Origin of the sequence: Streptomyces parvulus, from assembly GCF_014648855.1 — a bacterium.
In the GTDB taxonomy this organism is placed as follows: Bacteria; Actinomycetota; Actinomycetes; order Streptomycetales; family Streptomycetaceae; genus Streptomyces; species Streptomyces parvulus.
This window is the reverse complement of record NZ_BMRX01000007.1, coordinates 250,001-265,353: the sequence shown is the minus strand read 5'-3', so window position 1 is coordinate 265,353 and position 15,353 is coordinate 250,001. Positions and strand designations below refer to the sequence as shown.

Annotated in this window: 16 protein-coding genes; 10 read left to right on the top strand and 6 right to left on the bottom strand. The window is 73.1% G+C overall.

Annotated features, from left to right (window positions below; translation table 11 throughout):
* Positions 1–3: 3 nt before the first annotated feature.
* From hppD to IE108_RS15380, 4 genes are all read right to left on the bottom strand, one after another.
* Complete coding sequence (gene hppD / locus IE108_RS15395) at positions 4–1,068, bottom strand: 4-hydroxyphenylpyruvate dioxygenase (protein ID WP_064730548.1); 1,065 nt, start codon at positions 1,066–1,068, stop codon at positions 4–6.
* Complete coding sequence (locus IE108_RS15390) at positions 1,065–2,348, bottom strand: beta-ketoacyl-[acyl-carrier-protein] synthase family protein (protein ID WP_064730549.1); 1,284 nt, start codon at positions 2,346–2,348, stop codon at positions 1,065–1,067. Before IE108_RS15390 ends, hppD begins: the two co-directional genes overlap by 4 nt.
* Complete coding sequence (locus tag IE108_RS15385; RefSeq protein ID WP_064730550.1) at positions 2,345–3,994, bottom strand: class I adenylate-forming enzyme family protein; 1,650 nt, start codon at positions 3,992–3,994, stop codon at positions 2,345–2,347. Before IE108_RS15385 ends, IE108_RS15390 begins: the two co-directional genes overlap by 4 nt.
* A 154-nt stretch (positions 3,995–4,148) precedes the next feature.
* Positions 4,149–4,412 carry a phosphopantetheine-binding protein gene (locus tag IE108_RS15380; RefSeq protein ID WP_064730551.1) on the bottom strand — a complete coding sequence of 88 codons (264 nt, stop codon included), beginning with the start codon at positions 4,410–4,412 and terminating at the stop codon, positions 4,149–4,151.
* Between the two features lie 16 nt (positions 4,413–4,428).
* Here IE108_RS15380 and IE108_RS15375 point away from each other — a divergent pair, with 16 nt between their 5' ends.
* The gene (locus IE108_RS15375; protein ID WP_079163718.1) at positions 4,429–5,079 is read left to right on the top strand and encodes a 4'-phosphopantetheinyl transferase family protein; all 651 of its coding nucleotides are present in this window, start codon (positions 4,429–4,431) and stop codon (positions 5,077–5,079) included.
* Here the strand turns inward: IE108_RS15375 and IE108_RS15370 are convergent.
* Entirely contained in the window at positions 5,038–6,498 is a 1,461-nt protein-coding gene (locus IE108_RS15370) for a class I adenylate-forming enzyme family protein (protein ID WP_373296986.1), read from the bottom strand. The two genes, IE108_RS15375 and IE108_RS15370, sit on opposite strands and share 42 nt — an antisense overlap.
* Before the next feature lie 236 nt (positions 6,499–6,734).
* Positions 6,735–7,811 (bottom strand): alpha-hydroxy acid oxidase, encoded by a 1,077-nt coding sequence (locus IE108_RS15365; protein WP_064730554.1) that lies wholly within the window; start codon positions 7,809–7,811, stop codon positions 6,735–6,737.
* 178 nt (positions 7,812–7,989) lie between these two features.
* Between IE108_RS15365 and IE108_RS15360 the strand changes: the two genes are divergently transcribed.
* The 9 genes from IE108_RS15360 (at position 7,990) to IE108_RS15320 (ending at position 15,330) form a co-directional block, all read left to right on the top strand.
* Positions 7,990–8,688 (top strand): TetR/AcrR family transcriptional regulator, encoded by a 699-nt coding sequence (locus tag IE108_RS15360; protein ID WP_079163720.1) that lies wholly within the window; start codon positions 7,990–7,992, stop codon positions 8,686–8,688.
* On the top strand, positions 8,678–9,628 hold the full coding sequence (gene lipP1, locus IE108_RS15355; protein ID WP_064730556.1) for a LipP1 family hormone-sensitive lipase: 951 nt from the start codon (positions 8,678–8,680) through the stop codon (positions 9,626–9,628). Before IE108_RS15360 ends, lipP1 begins: the two co-directional genes overlap by 11 nt.
* A 2-nt stretch (positions 9,629–9,630) precedes the next feature.
* Positions 9,631–10,965 (top strand): aminotransferase-like domain-containing protein, encoded by a 1,335-nt coding sequence (locus tag IE108_RS15350; RefSeq protein WP_064730557.1) that lies wholly within the window; start codon positions 9,631–9,633, stop codon positions 10,963–10,965.
* 107 nt (positions 10,966–11,072) lie between these two features.
* Positions 11,073–11,675 carry a TIGR03086 family metal-binding protein gene (locus IE108_RS15345; RefSeq protein WP_064730558.1) on the top strand — a complete coding sequence of 201 codons (603 nt, stop codon included), beginning with the start codon at positions 11,073–11,075 and terminating at the stop codon, positions 11,673–11,675.
* A gap of 52 nt (positions 11,676–11,727) precedes the next feature.
* Positions 11,728–11,988, top strand: a complete 261-nt coding sequence (locus tag IE108_RS15340) for a hypothetical protein (protein ID WP_064730559.1) — start codon at positions 11,728–11,730, stop codon at positions 11,986–11,988.
* A gap of 31 nt (positions 11,989–12,019) precedes the next feature.
* Positions 12,020–12,994, top strand: a complete 975-nt coding sequence (locus IE108_RS15335; protein ID WP_064730560.1) for a ferritin family protein — start codon at positions 12,020–12,022, stop codon at positions 12,992–12,994.
* Positions 12,930–13,322 carry a holo-ACP synthase gene (locus IE108_RS15330; RefSeq protein ID WP_064730561.1) on the top strand — a complete coding sequence of 131 codons (393 nt, stop codon included), beginning with the start codon at positions 12,930–12,932 and terminating at the stop codon, positions 13,320–13,322. The genes IE108_RS15335 and IE108_RS15330 overlap by 65 nt, the downstream gene beginning before the upstream one ends.
* Entirely contained in the window at positions 13,319–13,744 is a 426-nt protein-coding gene (locus tag IE108_RS15325; RefSeq protein WP_064730562.1) for an acyl-CoA thioesterase, read from the top strand. Before IE108_RS15330 ends, IE108_RS15325 begins: the two co-directional genes overlap by 4 nt.
* Positions 13,741–15,330 (top strand): AMP-binding protein, encoded by a 1,590-nt coding sequence (locus IE108_RS15320; protein WP_064730563.1) that lies wholly within the window; start codon positions 13,741–13,743, stop codon positions 15,328–15,330. The genes IE108_RS15325 and IE108_RS15320 overlap by 4 nt, the downstream gene beginning before the upstream one ends.
* Positions 15,331–15,353 lie beyond the last annotated feature (23 nt).

Sequence of the window (15,353 nt, the reverse complement as noted above, 5' to 3'; positions counted from 1 at the left end):
GGGTCAGGCCATCGCCTTCTCGCGGGCCACCGCCTCGTAGAGGGCCTTGATGTTGCCGCTGCCGAAGGTGCGGGCGCCGTGCCGGTCGATGACCTCCCAGAAGAAGGTCTTCCGCACGTGCATGGACTGGGTGAAGATCTGGAAGACCTGCCCCCAGTGGTCCTGGTCGACCAGGACGTTGGTGCGCCGCAGGTCCTCCAGACGCAGGTCCGGACGCTTCAGACGCCCGCCCAGCTCGTCGTAGTAGGAGCCGGGCGTGTCCAGGAAGGTGACCCCGCGGGCCTCCAGCGCCGGGACGGCGGACACGATGTCGTCCGTGAGCAGCGCGAGGTGCTGCACGCCGGCCCCGCCGTGCCGGGCGAGGAAGGTGTCGATCTGGCCGGGGCGGCGGTCGGTCACCGGCTCGATGAGGGTGAAGGTCACCTTGCCCGACGAACTCTGCACGACCTTGGAGTCCATGGCCTGCTCGCCGACCTCGATGAACTCCTCGAAGATCTGGCCGAACCCGAACACCTTCTCGTAGAAGGCGACCGTCGGCCGCAGCTCACCGGCCGGCAGGCAGATCGCCGCGTGGTCCACCGTGTGCAGGAGCTGCTCGCTCTCCTCCGGGTCGTCGGCGATCATGTCCATGGTGCCGGGCAGGAACTCGGCGGGGTCCCCGGTGCGCTGCACGAACCGGTGGGCGACGTCGCCGAAGCCGAGCACGGAGGCGGTGACGACCTCGGTGCCGCACTGGCTGTGCACGACCGGTTCCTCGACCGGGGTGGCCCCCCGCGCGACGGCCGTCTCGAAGGCCTTCGCCGCGTCGGGCACCCGGAAGGCGATGTTGGCCACCCCGTCGCCGTGCCGGGACACGTACCCGGCCGCCGGGTGGTCCGGGGTCAGCGCGGAGGTCAGCACGACGTCGACGCCGCCCTGGCGCAGCAGCAGGGAACGGCTGTCCACGCGGCCCGTCTCGGGCCCCGCCTGGCCGCACACCCGGAACCCGAAGGCGGTGCAGAGGTAGAACGCGGACTGCTGGGCGTCGCCGACGTGGAACTCGACGTGGTCGACGGCTTCGATCTTCACGTGCCTTCTCCCTCTCGCTGTCGTGTGGTGCGGGTACTTGCGGTGCCGAAGAGCAGGCTGACGTTGTGACCGCCGAAGGCGAACGAGTTGGACAGGGCGGCCGCCACGGGACCGCGCCTCGCCTCGCCGCGCACGTGGTCGAGGTCGCAGGCCGGATCCACCTCGTCGAGGTTGTGCGTGGGCGGCAGCGTGCCGCGCGAGACGGCGAGGGCGCAGACGGCGGCCTCGACGGCACCGGAGCCGCCGAGCAGGTGCCCGGTCATCGACTTGGTGCTGCTGACCGCGGGGGAGCGGTCCCCGAACACGGCCCGGACGGCCCGCGTCTCGGCGACGTCGCCCAGCTTGGTGGCCGTGCCGTGCGCGTTGATGTAGCCGACCTCGTCGGGCGTGAGCCCGCCCGTCCGCAGCGCACCGCGCATGGCCTGGGCGGCGCCCTCGCCGCCCGGACGCGGCGCGGTGGGCTTGAAGGCGTCCGTGCTCGCCCCCCAGCCGAGCAGGTCGGCGTAGCCGGCCGCGCCGCGGGCGTCCGCGTGGTCGGCCCGCTCGACGACCAGCACACCGGCGCCCTCCGCGAGCACGAACCCGTTGCGGCGGCGGTCGAAGGGGCGGCTGGCCGCCTCCGGGTCGTCGTCCCAGCCGCCGGCCAGGGCCCGCGCGTGGTCGAAGGCCAGGGCCGAGGTCGGGTTCAGCGGTGCCTCGGCGCCGCCGCAGACCACGACGTCGGCCTCGCCGTACCGGATCAGCCGCGCCGCCTCCGCGACGGCGTGGGCGCCCGCGGCGCAGGCCGTGGACACGGCCGAACTCCAGCCGCGGATACCGTGCTTGATGGCGATGCGGGCGGCCGCCATGTTGGGCAGCATGCCGGGCAGGAGGTACGGGCTGACCGCGGTCCGGCCGCGGCTGACGCGGTCGTGGGCCTGTGCCTCGTACGTGGTCAGGCCGCCCGCGCCGCTGGAGACGACCACCGCGACCCGTTCCGGATCGGCGTCCCGGCCCACGACGAGCCCCGCGTCGGCGAGGGCGTCGTCGGCCGCCGCCAGTGCCATCAGGGCGAAGCGGTCCACGAGCCGGCCCTCGCTGGGCGGCAGCACCTCGGACGCCTCGATGTCGGGGGCGATGCCGGCGGAGCCCACCGTGCCGTCGAGCAGGTGCCCGGCGGGCGGCCGGCGCAGGCCGGACTTGCCGTGGCACAGCGCGTCGAAGGTGTCGGCGGCGCCCCGGCCGAGCGGGGTGAAGGTGCCGAGCCCGGTGATCACGGCGGCCGGGTGGGAGACGCTCATACCGCCACCTGCTTCGCGGAGGGCTCCGTGCCGAGCAGTTCGCCGTCCAGGAAGCGGCGGCGGAGCAGGAACTTGCGCACCTTGCCGGTCGCGCCCAGCGGGATGCGGTCCGGGCTGACCACCACCACCCGTTCGACCGTGCGGGCCACGTGCTCGTCCAGCGCGGCGAGCACCTCCGGCGTGCGGTCGCTCTCCTGGTCGGCCGCCGGGTCCAGCACGAGCAGGACCGAGGTGACGACCCGGCCCTCGCTGGGCACCGCCACCACCGTGCACTCCAGCACGTCGGGGCAGTCGGCGAGGACGCGCTCCTCGCACAGCATGGTGTACAGGCGGTGGCCGTCGCCCAGGTCGACCGCGTCCACCAGGCGGTCGACGTGGTAGTAGTAGCCCTCCTCGTCGCGCATGACGAGGTCACCGGTGAGGAAGTAGCCGTCCCGGCGGGTGCGGTAGGTGGTCAACGAGTCGTTCCAGTAGCCCAGTGACAGCGTCGGCGCGCTGACGGCCAGCTGGCCGACCTCGCCGGCGCCGAGCTTCTCGCCGTCGTCGTCGACCACCGCGACGTCCGAGAAGGCGTGCGGCCTGCCGATGCAGCGGCCGTAGCGGTCGGTGTCGGGCGTGTGGGTGATGTGGAACTGGGAGTGGCCCATCTCCGAGGAGCCGAGGCCGTCCACGAAGAACGAGCCGGGCCGCGTGACGCGCCCCCGCGTCGTGACGGACTCCCGGGTGCCGTTGGCGATGAGCCGGCGGATGTGCGCCTCGTGCGCGCAGTCCCCGGTGTTCCACCAGGTGCGCACCGAGGCCAGGTCGCGCTGCGACAGGTCCTCGCCCGCCAGTTCGGACCAGGTGGCCGCGAAGCCGAGGACGCTGGTGGGCTGCCAGGACTCGATGGCGTCCAGCACCCGGACGCCGTTCTGCTGGGACAGCACGGCCAGTTGGGCGCGGTTGGTCAGGGCGAGGTTCACCGCGATGACGGTGGCCGCGTGCGCCGAGGGCAGCGCGCCCAGCATCCGGTCCAGGCCCTGGCCCTTGGGCAGGGACAGCCGGTGGCGGATGGCCGCGAAGAGGCTGTGGTGGGAGTGGGTGACGGCCTTGGGCAGGCCGGTGGTGCCGGAGGAGTGGGTGATGACCACGGGTTCGTTGCCGTGGTGCCGGTAGGGCGCCGGTGCCCCGGCCCCGTCGCCCTTGCCGAGGTCGGCCGGGTGGGCCAGCAGCGGCGTCGTGTTGCCGGCGCCGGACAGCAGGTCCCAGTGCGGGACGTCCGCGATCACCCCGACGGCGCCGAGCCGCCGGATGTACTCGGCAGCCTGGTCGGCGGGCAGCCTGCCGTTGACGAGCGCCGGAATCGCGCCGAGGCGGGCCAGCGCCAGGTAGCCGAGCACCTGGTCGGCCCCGTCCGTCACCCAGACGGCGACCGGGTCGCGGGGCCGGACGCCGAGGGCGTGCAGGGCGGCGGCCCGGCCGGCGACGCGCTCGGCGAGCTGGGCGAGGGTGAGGGCCTGCCAGGCCGGATGGCCGTCGACCTCGGTGTCGAAGGTCAGGGTCGGAGTGTCGAGGCCGGTGCCCCGCTCGGTCAGTGTGGTCAGCACGTTGCCCACGCCGAGCCGTTGATCGGCCGCGAGTTGTGCGCGCTCGTTCTTCGGGTTCATTCCCGGGTGTCCCTACGTGTGGGGCGTTGACGCCTTGGACTTGCCGGACACGGCCGCTGCCGTCCCGGCCCGCGCGGGGTGCCGCCGCCCTCCCGCCCGCCACGGGGGCGTGCGAGCAGGGAGGCGCACCCGTGGCCGGGGGCCGGCCGGGGACTCACCTGGCCGCGGCAGCGGCGGCGGCGCGGTCGACGATCTCCTTGACGAGTCCGGAGACGGTGAGGAGCGCGACGGACTCCATCTCGTCCTCCTCGAACTTCACCCCGTACGTGTCCTCGACCTGGATCGCGATCTCCGCGACCGAGAGCGACTCCAGGTCCAGGCCGGCCGGACCGAGCGGGGTGTCTCCGGTGACCTCGGACACGTCGTAGTTCATGTTCTCCAGCGCCTCGATGATGAACTTCTCGACCTCAGCGGACATTTGATTGACTCCGTTCATGGATGGTCGCCCGGGAGCGGACCCGGACACGGTGACGGTGCTGTGGTGCACCACGGACGGGGACGAGCGCAGGAGGGCGCGCGCACTGCTGCTGCGGAGCGCGGCCGCGATGCTGGACGTCCCGGAGTCCGAGGTCTGGGTGGAGCACGAGCCCGGCGGCCGTCCTTGTCTCGGCGGTGCCGGGGGCGGGCTGCGGGTGAGCGTGGCCCACACGCGTGGAGCGCTGGCGATCGCCCTGTCGGAGCGGTGGCCGGTGGGTGTCGACGTGGAAGGGGTGCGTGAGCTGCGCGCCGCGGCGATGGGGCGCGCATGGTTCGACCCCGCGGAGGCGGCCTGGATCGGCGGACTGCCCGAGCGGGAACGCCCGGCGGCTTTCCTGTGGTTGTGGACGCAGAAGGAGGCGGTCGGCAAGGCACTGGGCCGCGGACTGCGCGACGGGGGCATGAGACGGGCCGTGCCCCTGCCGAGTCCGTGGCCTCCCGGTCCGCGCCCTCCGCTCGTCCCCCGCCCGCTGCCGGGGCGGCGGGACGTCCTCTCGCTGGCGCTCGGGGTGGACGACGGCCGCCATGTCGTCGGCGTCGCGCTGCACCGGGACGGTGCGGAGCCCTCAGGCGAGGGCGCTGTCCGGCTCCAGGTGCGCCGGGTCTGATCCGGGGCCCGTTTCCGAACCGCCGGCGGAGGCGGCGGCCCGGACCGCGGCCCGCAGGACGTCGGCGTTGCGCACGGGCTTCCCGGTGACGGTGCGCGGGATCTCGGACAGGGTGTGCACGGCGCGGGGCCGTTTGTACGGTGCGAGGCGCGCCGCGAGCAGGGCGGCGAGCCCGTCCCCGGCCTCCTGTCCCGTCACGGACACGAAGGCCTCGATGCCCGCGCCGTGGACGACCACGGCGCCGGTGACGCCGGGCAGCGAGGTGAGGACCTCCTCGACCTCGGCGAGGTCGACCTTCAGGCCGCCGACCGAGACCTGCGCGTCCAGCCTGCCGTGGACCGTCAGCAGGCCGGCCGCGTCGAGGCTGCCCGCGTCCTTGGTGCGCAGCCATCCGTCGACGAAGCGCGTCGGGTCGGCCGGGCCCACGTAGGGCGTCCGGGGCAGGCCGAGGAGGATCTGCCCCTCGTCGACGCGCACCTTCATGCCGGGGGCCGGGGTGAGTCCGGGCGCGGTGCTCCCGGTCAGGTCGGTGGCGATGACGCCGACCTCGGTCATGCCGTACATGACGCCCAGTTCGGCGTCGTAGCGGCGGGTGAACCGCTCGCGGACGTCCGCGCCGACCAGTTCGCCGCCGACGATCATGCGGCGCAGCTGGGGGAGGCGGGGCGGGGTCCGGTGCGCGGCGAGGAGCGCGGTCTGGGAGGGGACGCCCAGGAGGGTGGTGGGCGCGTCGCCCGCGGCCACGGCACGGAGGACGCCGTCGACCGTCTGGGTGCCGGGCAGGACCACCTCGGCGCCGGACGCGAGGCCGTGCAGCAGTCCGCCGACCAGTCCGAGGACGTGCACGACCGAGGCCAGCACGACGGTGCGCTCGCCCCGCCGGGTAAAGCCGTCGAGCTGCGCGTACCGGTCGAGTTCGGCGAGGAGGCTGCCGACCGTGCGGCCGATGACCTTGGAGGGGCCGGTCGAGCCGGAGCTGAGCTGGAGCAGCGCGTCGGCGGAGCCGGCCGGCCGGCCGCCGTGCAGGGGGGTGATGCGGGTGGTGACGTCGAAGAAGCCGCGCAGCCTGCCGCTCACCTCCTCGACCGGCTCGGCGACCAGCTGCGGGGTGAGCCGGGCGATCGCCTTGCCGACCTCGTACGTGGTCAGCCGGTGGTCGAGCAGCGCGACCTGGGCTCCCGTGCGCCACCCGGCGAGCATGGTGACGACACAGGCCAGGGAAGGGGGCATCCGTACGGCGAGCGTGCCTCCGCCCACCAGTCCGGCGGCCCGCAGTCGCTCCTGCTCGCCGTCGACGAGCAGGCGCAGTTCGTCCAGGGTCACCGGCCTGCCGAGGTGGAGGGCGGTTCTGCTGCCGTCCCCCTCGAGTAATATGTCGTCGATCCAAGCGCCTTCCAGGCAAGCGGCCTTTTTCGGCACCGCTATCCTCACTGAAATCCCCACCCATCGAAATGCGGAATCGAGCCGGCGGCCTTCACAATTTCTCCGTGCCGCCAGATTCATCGTTGCTCACTACCTGTGAGTATGCAAGCAAAGTTTTGGTGACCTGTTGCACTGCGAAGAGGTCCGTGAGCAGCTGTTTTTGGGCATGTCTGATACCCATTCATCCCGTCGTGGAAAGATGAATGGGCGACGGCCGGGCGGTCAGAGGCTATTCACCGGAGAGTAACTCCCGAGGGACCGAAAAGCCGGACGCGTGGCGCTCCCATGAGGGCCATGACCTCTTCGAACTCCTCCATGAGAATCCGCAGCACCGAAAGAACGCCGGCGCTGCCGGAATGTGCGAGACCCCACAGCACGGGACGGCCGACGAAAACGATGTCAGCGCCCAGACAGAGGGCTTTGGCAATGTCGGCGCCATGCCGGATCGACCCGTCCACGATCACCGGACATCGACCGTCGACGGCTTCGGAAATCTCCGGCAGTGCCTCCATCGCGGGGCGGGCGAAATCGAGCTGGCGCCCCCCGTGATTGGAAACCACAATTCCGTCGGCGCCGTGTTTCACCGCCAGTTCGGCGTCCTCCTTGGTGAGCAGGCCCTTCAGGACGATCGGCAGCGACGTGCGTTCCCGCAGCCAGGCCAGGTCCTCCCAGGTGACGGACGGGTCGAACTGCTCGCGGGAGTGCCGCGCGACCGCCGACTCGCCCGGCCGGTCCGTGTGCGAGGCGGACATGAGGGAGGGGTCGATGTTCACCGCGCGGATGCCCTCCGGTACCGCGAAGCCGTTGCGCGCGTCCCGAGGGCGGCGGGCGACCCGCGGGGCGTCGACCGTCAGGACCAGCGCCCGGTACCCCGCCTCCTCGGCCCTGCGGACGAGGTCGATCATGGGCCGACGGTCTCTGAGCCAGTAGAGCTGGAGCCACAGCGGCCCCGTCGCGGCGGCGGCGATCTCTTCCAGGGTGCGGCTCGCGAACATGCTGACGGTCAGGAGCGCCCCGGCCTCGCCCGCGGCCCGCGCCGTAGCCGACTCGCCCTCGTCGTGGGCCAGCCGGTGGTAGGCCATGGGGGCGATGCCGAGCGGCGCCGAGAGGCCGGCGCCCAGCAGCGTGGTGCGCGGGTCGCAGTCCGAGACGTCCACGAGGAGGCGGGGCCGCAACCTGATCCGGTCCAGGGCCTCGCGGCCCGCGGACAGCATGGACTCGGTCCCGCTCCCGCCCGCGAGGAAGTCCCAGACGGGCCCGGCGAGCCGTTCCCGGGCCACGGTCTCGTACTCGTGAAGCGCCGGCGACATCAGCGAACACCCCCGTGTTCTCGGTCTGTTGTGGCGTGTTCGACCGTGCTTCCGAACTAACCGCACGCGCGTACACTGACCGAACTCTCCCACATGACCGCACGGTCGTCCATATAATCCTGGAACCGGCTGGTCACGGCGGCGGACGCCCCGGTGGGGGTCATCGAGGAGGTGTTCCTTGGCAGGTACAGGTATGGACGGACGGGTCGAACGGGGGAACCGGACCCGGCGCGCGATCCTTCGACGAGCCGTCAGGATCGCTTCGGTGGAGGGCCTGGAGGGGCTGTCGCTCGGCCGTCTGGCGGGCGAACTCGACCTCAGCAAGAGCGGTGTCTTCGCCCTGTTCGGATCGAAGGAGGAACTGCAGCTCGCCACCGTGCGCGCCGCCATCAAGGTCTTCATCGCCCACGTGGTGCAGCCGGCCCGCGACCTACCCGCCGGCCTCGGCCGGCTCCGGTGTCTGTGCGGCAACTGGCTCGGCTACTCGGCGCAGCGCGTCTTCCCCGGCGGCTGCTTCTTCTACTCGGTCTCCGCCGAGTACGACGCACGGCAGGGCAAGGTGCACGACGCCGTGGCCGGCGCGCACGGCAACTGGTTCACCCTCGTGGAGCAGACGATCGACGAGGCCAAGGCGGTGGGCGAGGTCCGCGCGGACACCGACTCCGCCCAGCTAGCGTTCGAACTCGTCGCCCTCCTGGAGATGGCCAACGCGGAGTCGGTGCTCCACGACAACTACACCTGCTACGACAGGGCGGCCAGCGGCATCGTCGCCCGGCTGCGCGACATCGCGACGGACCCGTCCGTGCTCCCCGACACCCTCGAACCGCCCGCGACCGCCGTGGCCGCGGGCCCGGAACGGAGACACCATGCCGTTTGACCCGCAGTTGCAGGCCCTCTACGACCGCCGCGCGGCCCAAGGGGTGCGCCCGCTCTACACCATGACGCTCCAGGAGGCGAGGGCGGCCGACCTCGCGGACATCCGGAGCGCGGCGGGCACCCCCGAACCGGTGCGGGAGGTGCGCGACCTGACGTTCGAAGGCCCGGGCGGCCCGCTGCCGCTGCGTGTGTACCGGCCGTCCGGCGAGGGTCCGCTGCCCGTGCTGGTCTACTTCTTCGGCGGCGGCTGGACGCTGGGCTCGCTGGACACCAGCGACGCGCTCTGCCGCCGCCTGGCCAACTCCGCGGGGTGCCTGACCGTCGCCGTCGGCTACCGCCTCGCCCCCGAACACCCCTTTCCCGCCGCGCCGCGGGACTGCTTCGCGGGTCTGAGGTGGGCCGCCGAGCACGCCGCGCGCTTCGGGGGCGATCCCGGCCGCCTGGCCGTCGCCGGGGACAGCGCGGGCGGCAACCTGGCCGCCGCCGTGACCCTCATGGCCCGCGACGCGGGCGGCCCCGGCCTCGTGACCCAGGTGCTGGTCTACCCGAACACGGACTACCTGGCCGACACGCCCTCGCGCCGGGAGAACACCGACCCGCTGCTCTTCAACGACAAGTCGGTGCACTGGTACTGGGACAACTACCTCACCACCCCGCAGGACGGCACGCACCCGCTCGCCTCCCCCCTGCGGGCCCCCGACCACTCGGGCCTGCCGCCCGCCCTGGTGCTCACCGCCGAGTACGACCCGCTGCGCGACGAGGGCGAGAGCTACGCCGAGCGGCTGCGGGCGAGCGGCGTACCCGCCGAGTCGGTCCGCTACGACGGGCTGGCCCACGGCTTCTTCACCATGTCCGGCACGCTCGACGCCGCCCGCCGGGCCGTGGAGCGGGTCGCGGCCCATCTGCGCACCGCCTTCGCCGACGCCACGAGCAGGGACTGACCATGACGTACGCCACGACCGCCCCGGCCCTCGCCCTCGACGACCTGCACGCCTCGCTGACCGACCCGGTGCTGGACGCGATGAACTTCCTCAACGAGGTCGTCGCCCGCTTCCCCGACGCGCTCTCCTTCGCCCCCGGACGCCCTGCCGAGGGCGCCTTCGAGGTCGAGGACCTCGCCCGCCACCTGCGCTCCTACACCGGCCACCTGGAGCGCTCGCTCGGCTGGTCGAGGGACCGGGTGCGCACCCACCTCTTCCAGTACGGGCGCACCAACGGCATCATCCACGAACTGATCGCCCGCACCCTGGCCAACGACGAGGGGATCCACGTCCCCCCGGAGTCGGTGGTCGTCACGACCGGCTGCCAGGAGGCCATGCTGCTCACCCTGCGGGCCCTGTTCGCCCGCCCCGAGGACACGCTGCTGGTCAGCTCGCCCTGCTACGTCGGCATCACCGGCGCGGCCCGGCTGCTCGACATCGCGACCCACCCCGTACCGGAGGGGGCCGGCGGACCGGACCCCGAGGCCTTCCGGACCGCCGCCCGGCGGCTGCGCGCGGCGGGCAGGCGGCCCCGGGCCCTGTACGTGGTGCCGGACTTCGCCAACCCGTCCGGCACGAGCATGGACCTCGCCGCCCGCGAACTGCTGCTGCGCGTCGCGGCGGAGGAGGATCTGCTCGTCCTGGAGGACGACCCGTACGGCTTCTTCGTCCGCGCCGGTTCCGCGCGCCCCACGCTGAAGGCGCTGGACCGCGAGCGCCGGGTACTGCACCTCGGGTCGTTCGCCAAGACCGCGCTGCCCGGTGCGCGCGTCGGCTACGTCGTGGCCGACCAGGAGGTCGTCGGCCGGGACGGCCGGCGCTCCCTGCTGGCGGACGAGCTGTCCAAGATCAAGAGCATGACCACGGTCAACACCTCGGCCGTCGGCCAGGCCGTGATCGGCGGCATGCTCGTGGAGTGCGGCTGCCGGCTGCGCGAGGCCAACGCCGGCGCCATCGCCCACTACGCCGGCAACCTGGCCACACTGCTCGGCGAGCTGGAGCGGAACTTCCCCGAGGAGCGGCGGCGCCGGCTCGGCCTGAGCTGGAACGAGCCGACGGGCGGCTACTTCCTCGTCGTCGACGTCCCCTTCGCGGCGGACCACGCGGCCCTGGAGGAGTCCGCGCGCACCTTCGGCGTGCTCTGGACGCCGATGAGCGACTTCTACACGGACGGCGGCGGCGAACACCGGCTCAGGCTCTCCTGCAGCGCGCTGACGGCCGATCAGATCGTCGAGGGGGTGCGCAGGCTGGCCCGGTTCGTCGAGTCGCGGGCCGCCGGGCCGGCCGGGAGCCGCTGAGGCACGTCCGGAGGGCGCCTCGGCACCGGCCGTCCAAGATCTCCAAAACTGAACGCACGATCGTGCTAATGTTTTTCCCGGACCCACCCACTCGCGAAAGGGCCCGCATGGATATCCGGAAGCTCGACCGGACGGCTGTGCTGGAGACCGTGCGCCTCGTGCGGCAGGCCGACCCGACCCACTGGGACCTGCCGACCCCCTGCGCCGGATGGACGCTCCGCCGGCTCGTGGCCCACATGGCGGGCCAGCACCACGGCTTCGCCGCGGCCGCCGCCGGAGGCGGTGCCGACCTCGCCGACTGGCGGCCCGTCGAGACCGGCGGCGATCCGTCGGCCGCGTACCGGGACGCGGCCTGGACGGCGATCGACGCCTTCGCCCGGCCCGGGGCGCTCACCCGGGAGTTCACCCTGCCGGAGATCAGCACAACCGTCCGCTTCCCGGCCACCGTCGCCATCGGCTTCCACTTCCTGGACCACGTGGTCCACGGCTGGGACGTCGCCCGCACCCTCGGCGTGCCCCTGGAGCTGGACGAGGCGACCACCGAGGCCGCCCTCGCGTTCGCCCTGCGCGTGCCGGACGACGAACGCAGGCTCGTGGCCGACCCCCTCTTCCGCCCCGCGCTGCCGCCGCCCTCCGGCGCGAGCACCCTCGACCTCGTCCTGACCTCGCTCGGCAGGTCGCCCGACTGGTCCGCCGCGCCCGCCCGCTAGGCACCCGCGCCCGCCCGTCGGGCCCCCGCGCCCACTCACCCAGGGAGACACCTTGCTCACCGAGCTGAAGCAGCACGTCGCACGGCGCCTCGGCCTCACCCCGGAGGAGGTCTTCGACGGCCGGCCCCTCTCGGCGGTCCTCGTCGCCTCGCCCACCGCGATCAACTCCATCGACCTGCTGGACGCGTTCGCCGGCGCCCTCGCGGACACCGGCTTCGACGACGACGTCGAACTGCCGACGATGACCCTCGACCACACCGCCGAGGACGTCGTCCAGGCCCTCGGCAGGCAGCTCGCGCCCACCGCGTCCTGACCGGGTCCCTCCACCAAGGAAGGCGAGAGACATGCTGATCATGACCGACATCGTGGGCGAGCTGCGCGCCGGCGCCACCATCACCGACGTGCTGCGCGTCCAGCAGAGCTACCACGAGCAGCGCCGCTGGTCCTCCGACGAACTCTTCGACGGCCGCCGCCTGACCCGGCCGGGCGAGAGCGACAAGGCCGCCCTGTGGCACGCCGCCCGCGCCGAGCTGACCACCCAGCCGGCCGGCATCCGGCTCGCCGTGGACGGCGTCCGGCTCGCCCACGAGATACGCGAGTCCAACCCGCTGGGCAGCGACGTCCTGCACGTGGCCGCGGCCTGGTCGGCGCGCTACTGGCTGGAGGAGGAGGCTCACCACGAGGTCTCCTTCGGGCGCCTGATGGAGATGGCCGGCATCGACCCGATCGAGACCGAGGAGGTCGTGGAGCACCGGGGTGCCTTCCCGACCGACAACTACGCCCGGGTCTGCATCCTCCAGGCCTGTGTGGAGATCGAGGCCTGCGTCTCGTACCAGCACGCGGCCCGCACCAGCGGCGACGAGCTGGTGCACGACGTCTTCCACACGATCATGAAGGACGAGGTGCAGCACCGGCAGTACTTCGCCGCCTTCGCCAAGGCCCTGGTGGAGTCCGGCGTCTACCCGGTCAAGGACGTCCTGTCGATGGCGTACACCTGGATCCGCCCCGACGGCGGCGAGACCTACGGCTCCACCCGCGAGGCCCAGACCGAGCGCCAGGGCTTCGTCAACTGGTGGGAGCGGATCCGCACCGACGAGGACGACTTCGCGCTCGGCGACGACGCCCTGCACGAGGGCTCCGTGCACGCCCGCAAACTCAGCAGCGTCTTCGCCCTGGTACGGGAAGTCACCGGCATCGAGACCCGATCCTACGAGGACCTGAAGCGTGCCTACTTCGCCAGCCTCCGCACCAACGATGTCGACCGGATTCGATCTGCAGTCCGTCGAGGAGCTGGCGCGGCGGCGGCACTTGCGCGATAGCGGAACGGTGTTCACCGAGGGGGAGCGGGCGCACTGCCGCTCCCGCCCCGACCCGGACGCGTCACTGGCCGGGCTGTTCTCCGCCAAGGAGGCCTTCGTCAAGGCCCTCAGCGCGATGCGCGGTGCCCCGGCCCACACCTTTCCGGAGATCGAGATCGGCCACGAGCCCGCCGGCCGGCCCCGGCTGAGGCTGCACGGAGACCTCGGCCGCTGGTGCCGGCAACACGGCATCCACGCCGAGGTGTCGATCAGTCACACCGCCGGCGTGGCCGGGGCCGTGGTCGTACTGCTGGCCGGGACGACGACGAACGAAGGGCATGACGCATGACGACCGCCACGCCGCCGCTCCTGGAGCACGTGTGTGAAGTGGCCCTGCGCCCCAACGACTTCGACCGGGCGGGACACCTGAACAACAGCGTGTACCTCCAGCTTCTGGAGACCGGCCGCTGGGAATGGGGGATCGCGCACGGCGTCGACGCGCGTGCGGACACCCTGGTCGCCATGGTCCTCCAGCTGCACCTGGACTACCTGCGCTCGGTCGACTGGGACCCGGTCGGCCGCGTCGTCGTGCGCACCTCGCTCGCCGAGCACTCGCCCTACAGCTTCTCCCTCGCCCAGAACGTCGAACTCCGCGACGGCACGGTCGCCGCCAGGGGCCGGGTCCGGCTCGCCCTCGTCGACCCGCACACCAAGCGGGCCCACCGGGTCGACCTGGGTGCCATGCCCGCCCGGCCGGAGAGCCCGGCATGACCGGGCCCGCACCCGCGCACCCCACCCTCGCCGCGGCGATCGCCGCCCAGGCGCACCGCGGCGGGGCGACCGTCACCTTCGGCACCTCGGCCCGCCGGGAGACCCTGACCTACCCCCGGTTCGCCGAGCAGATCGCGGCGGCGGCCGGAGGCTTCGCCGCCCAGGGCGTGGCGGCCGGGGACCGGGTGATGCTGCGCGTCGGCAGCTCCCGCGAGAGCGTGCTCGCCCTGCTGGCCCTGCTGCACCTCGGGGCGGTCCCCGTGTCCGTGAAACCGCGGGTGCCCGGGACGGCCGTCGAGCGGTACCTGGCCGAGGTCGCCCGGCAGCAGCGGGCCCGCCACGCCTTCCGGATCTCCGGGCACGGCCTGCGCGAACTGGCACTGCAACCGCGTCCGCACCGGGCGCCCGAGGCCGCCGCGGGGGCGCCGGACGGCCTGGCGTTCGTCCAGTACACCAGCGGCTCCACCGGCATGCCCCGGCCCATCCCGCTCAGCCACCGCGCCGTCCTCGGCAACATCGGGGCGATCGCCCGGGTGTCCGGCATGCGGCCGGGTGACACCGGCCTGCTGGCGCTGCCGCTCCACCACGACATGGGACTGATCGGCACCCTCACGGCGCTCGTCCGGGGCGCGGACGTCGTCCTGGAGGACCCGGGCACCTTCCTGCGCCGGCCCATGGCCGCCCTGCGCCTGGTGCGGGACGCCGAACGCGTCCACAGCGCCTTCCCCGACTTCATGCTGCGCTACCTGGCGGCACGGATCACGGAGACGGCCGCCAGGGAAGTCCCCGATCCCCTGCTGCTGCGGGCCTGGAGCACCGTCTTCTGCGGCGCGGAACCCATCCGCCGCCGGACCGTGCGCGGCTTCCTCGGCACCACCGCCCCCTGGGGCTTCGACCCCTCCGCGCTGGTCTTCTGCTACGGCCTCGCCGAGGCGGTCCTGATGGCCACCGCCCACCGGCTGACGGACCCGGAGGGCGCCTTCCGCACCGACGGCCCCGTCACCACCGCCTGCCTCGGCACGCCCGTGCCCGGCCTCGCCCTGCGCGTCATGGACGAGCGAGGGGACCCGTGCGCGCCGGCGCGCACGGGCCGGGTGCAGCTGCGGGGCGAGACGCTCTTCGACGGCTACGACGGCGTCACCGACCACCGGACCACCTGGTTCGACACCGGCGACCTCGGCCACCTCGACGCCGGCCTGCTGTATCTCGACGGCAGGCGCTCCGACCGCGTCAGCGTCAACGGCACGAACGTCTTCGTCGCCGACGTGGAGCACGCGGCCGCCGCGGAACCGGGCGTCGCGGAATGCGTCGTCCTCCCGCACGGCGCCTCCTTCGCCGTCGCCGTCGTCCCCGAACGCGGCAAGCGGGTCGACACCACCCGCCTCGCGGCCCGTATCGCCGCGGACTTCACGGTCGCGCCGGAGACCGTCGTCGAGGTCGCACACAGCACCGTCGCCCGCACGGCGAGCGGCAAACCCGCCCGCGCCCACCTGGCCGCCCGCCTCACGGAAGCAGGTCTGCTGCCCCCCTCCTCCGCCGGCGACGAGCCCACGGAGGTCACGGCCGTCCCGGGCCCCCGTCCGTGAGGCCGTGTCACACCGGAGCCGGC

Excerpts from the sequence above, each read along its gene's own strand:
- IE108_RS15390 (WP_064730549.1), bottom strand. The coding sequence starts at position 2,348 with ATGAGCGTCTCCCACCCGGCCGCCGTGATCACCGGGCTCGGCACCTTC.
- IE108_RS15385 (WP_064730550.1), bottom strand. The coding sequence starts at position 3,994 with ATGAACCCGAAGAACGAGCGCGCACAACTCGCGGCCGATCAACGGCTC.
- IE108_RS15380 (WP_064730551.1), bottom strand. The coding sequence starts at position 4,412 with ATGTCCGCTGAGGTCGAGAAGTTCATCATCGAGGCGCTGGAGAACATG.
- IE108_RS15375 (WP_079163718.1), top strand. The coding sequence starts at position 4,429 with ATGGATGGTCGCCCGGGAGCGGACCCGGACACGGTGACGGTGCTGTGG.
- IE108_RS15365 (WP_064730554.1), bottom strand. The coding sequence starts at position 7,811 with ATGTCGCCGGCGCTTCACGAGTACGAGACCGTGGCCCGGGAACGGCTC.
- lipP1 (WP_064730556.1), top strand. The coding sequence starts at position 8,678 with ATGCCGTTTGACCCGCAGTTGCAGGCCCTCTACGACCGCCGCGCGGCC.
- IE108_RS15350 (WP_064730557.1), top strand. The coding sequence starts at position 9,631 with ATGACGTACGCCACGACCGCCCCGGCCCTCGCCCTCGACGACCTGCAC.
- IE108_RS15345 (WP_064730558.1), top strand. The coding sequence starts at position 11,073 with ATGGATATCCGGAAGCTCGACCGGACGGCTGTGCTGGAGACCGTGCGC.
- IE108_RS15335 (WP_064730560.1), top strand. The coding sequence starts at position 12,020 with ATGCTGATCATGACCGACATCGTGGGCGAGCTGCGCGCCGGCGCCACC.
- IE108_RS15330 (WP_064730561.1), top strand. The coding sequence starts at position 12,930 with ATGTCGACCGGATTCGATCTGCAGTCCGTCGAGGAGCTGGCGCGGCGG.
- IE108_RS15325 (WP_064730562.1), top strand. The coding sequence starts at position 13,319 with ATGACGACCGCCACGCCGCCGCTCCTGGAGCACGTGTGTGAAGTGGCC.
- IE108_RS15320 (WP_064730563.1), top strand. The coding sequence starts at position 13,741 with ATGACCGGGCCCGCACCCGCGCACCCCACCCTCGCCGCGGCGATCGCC.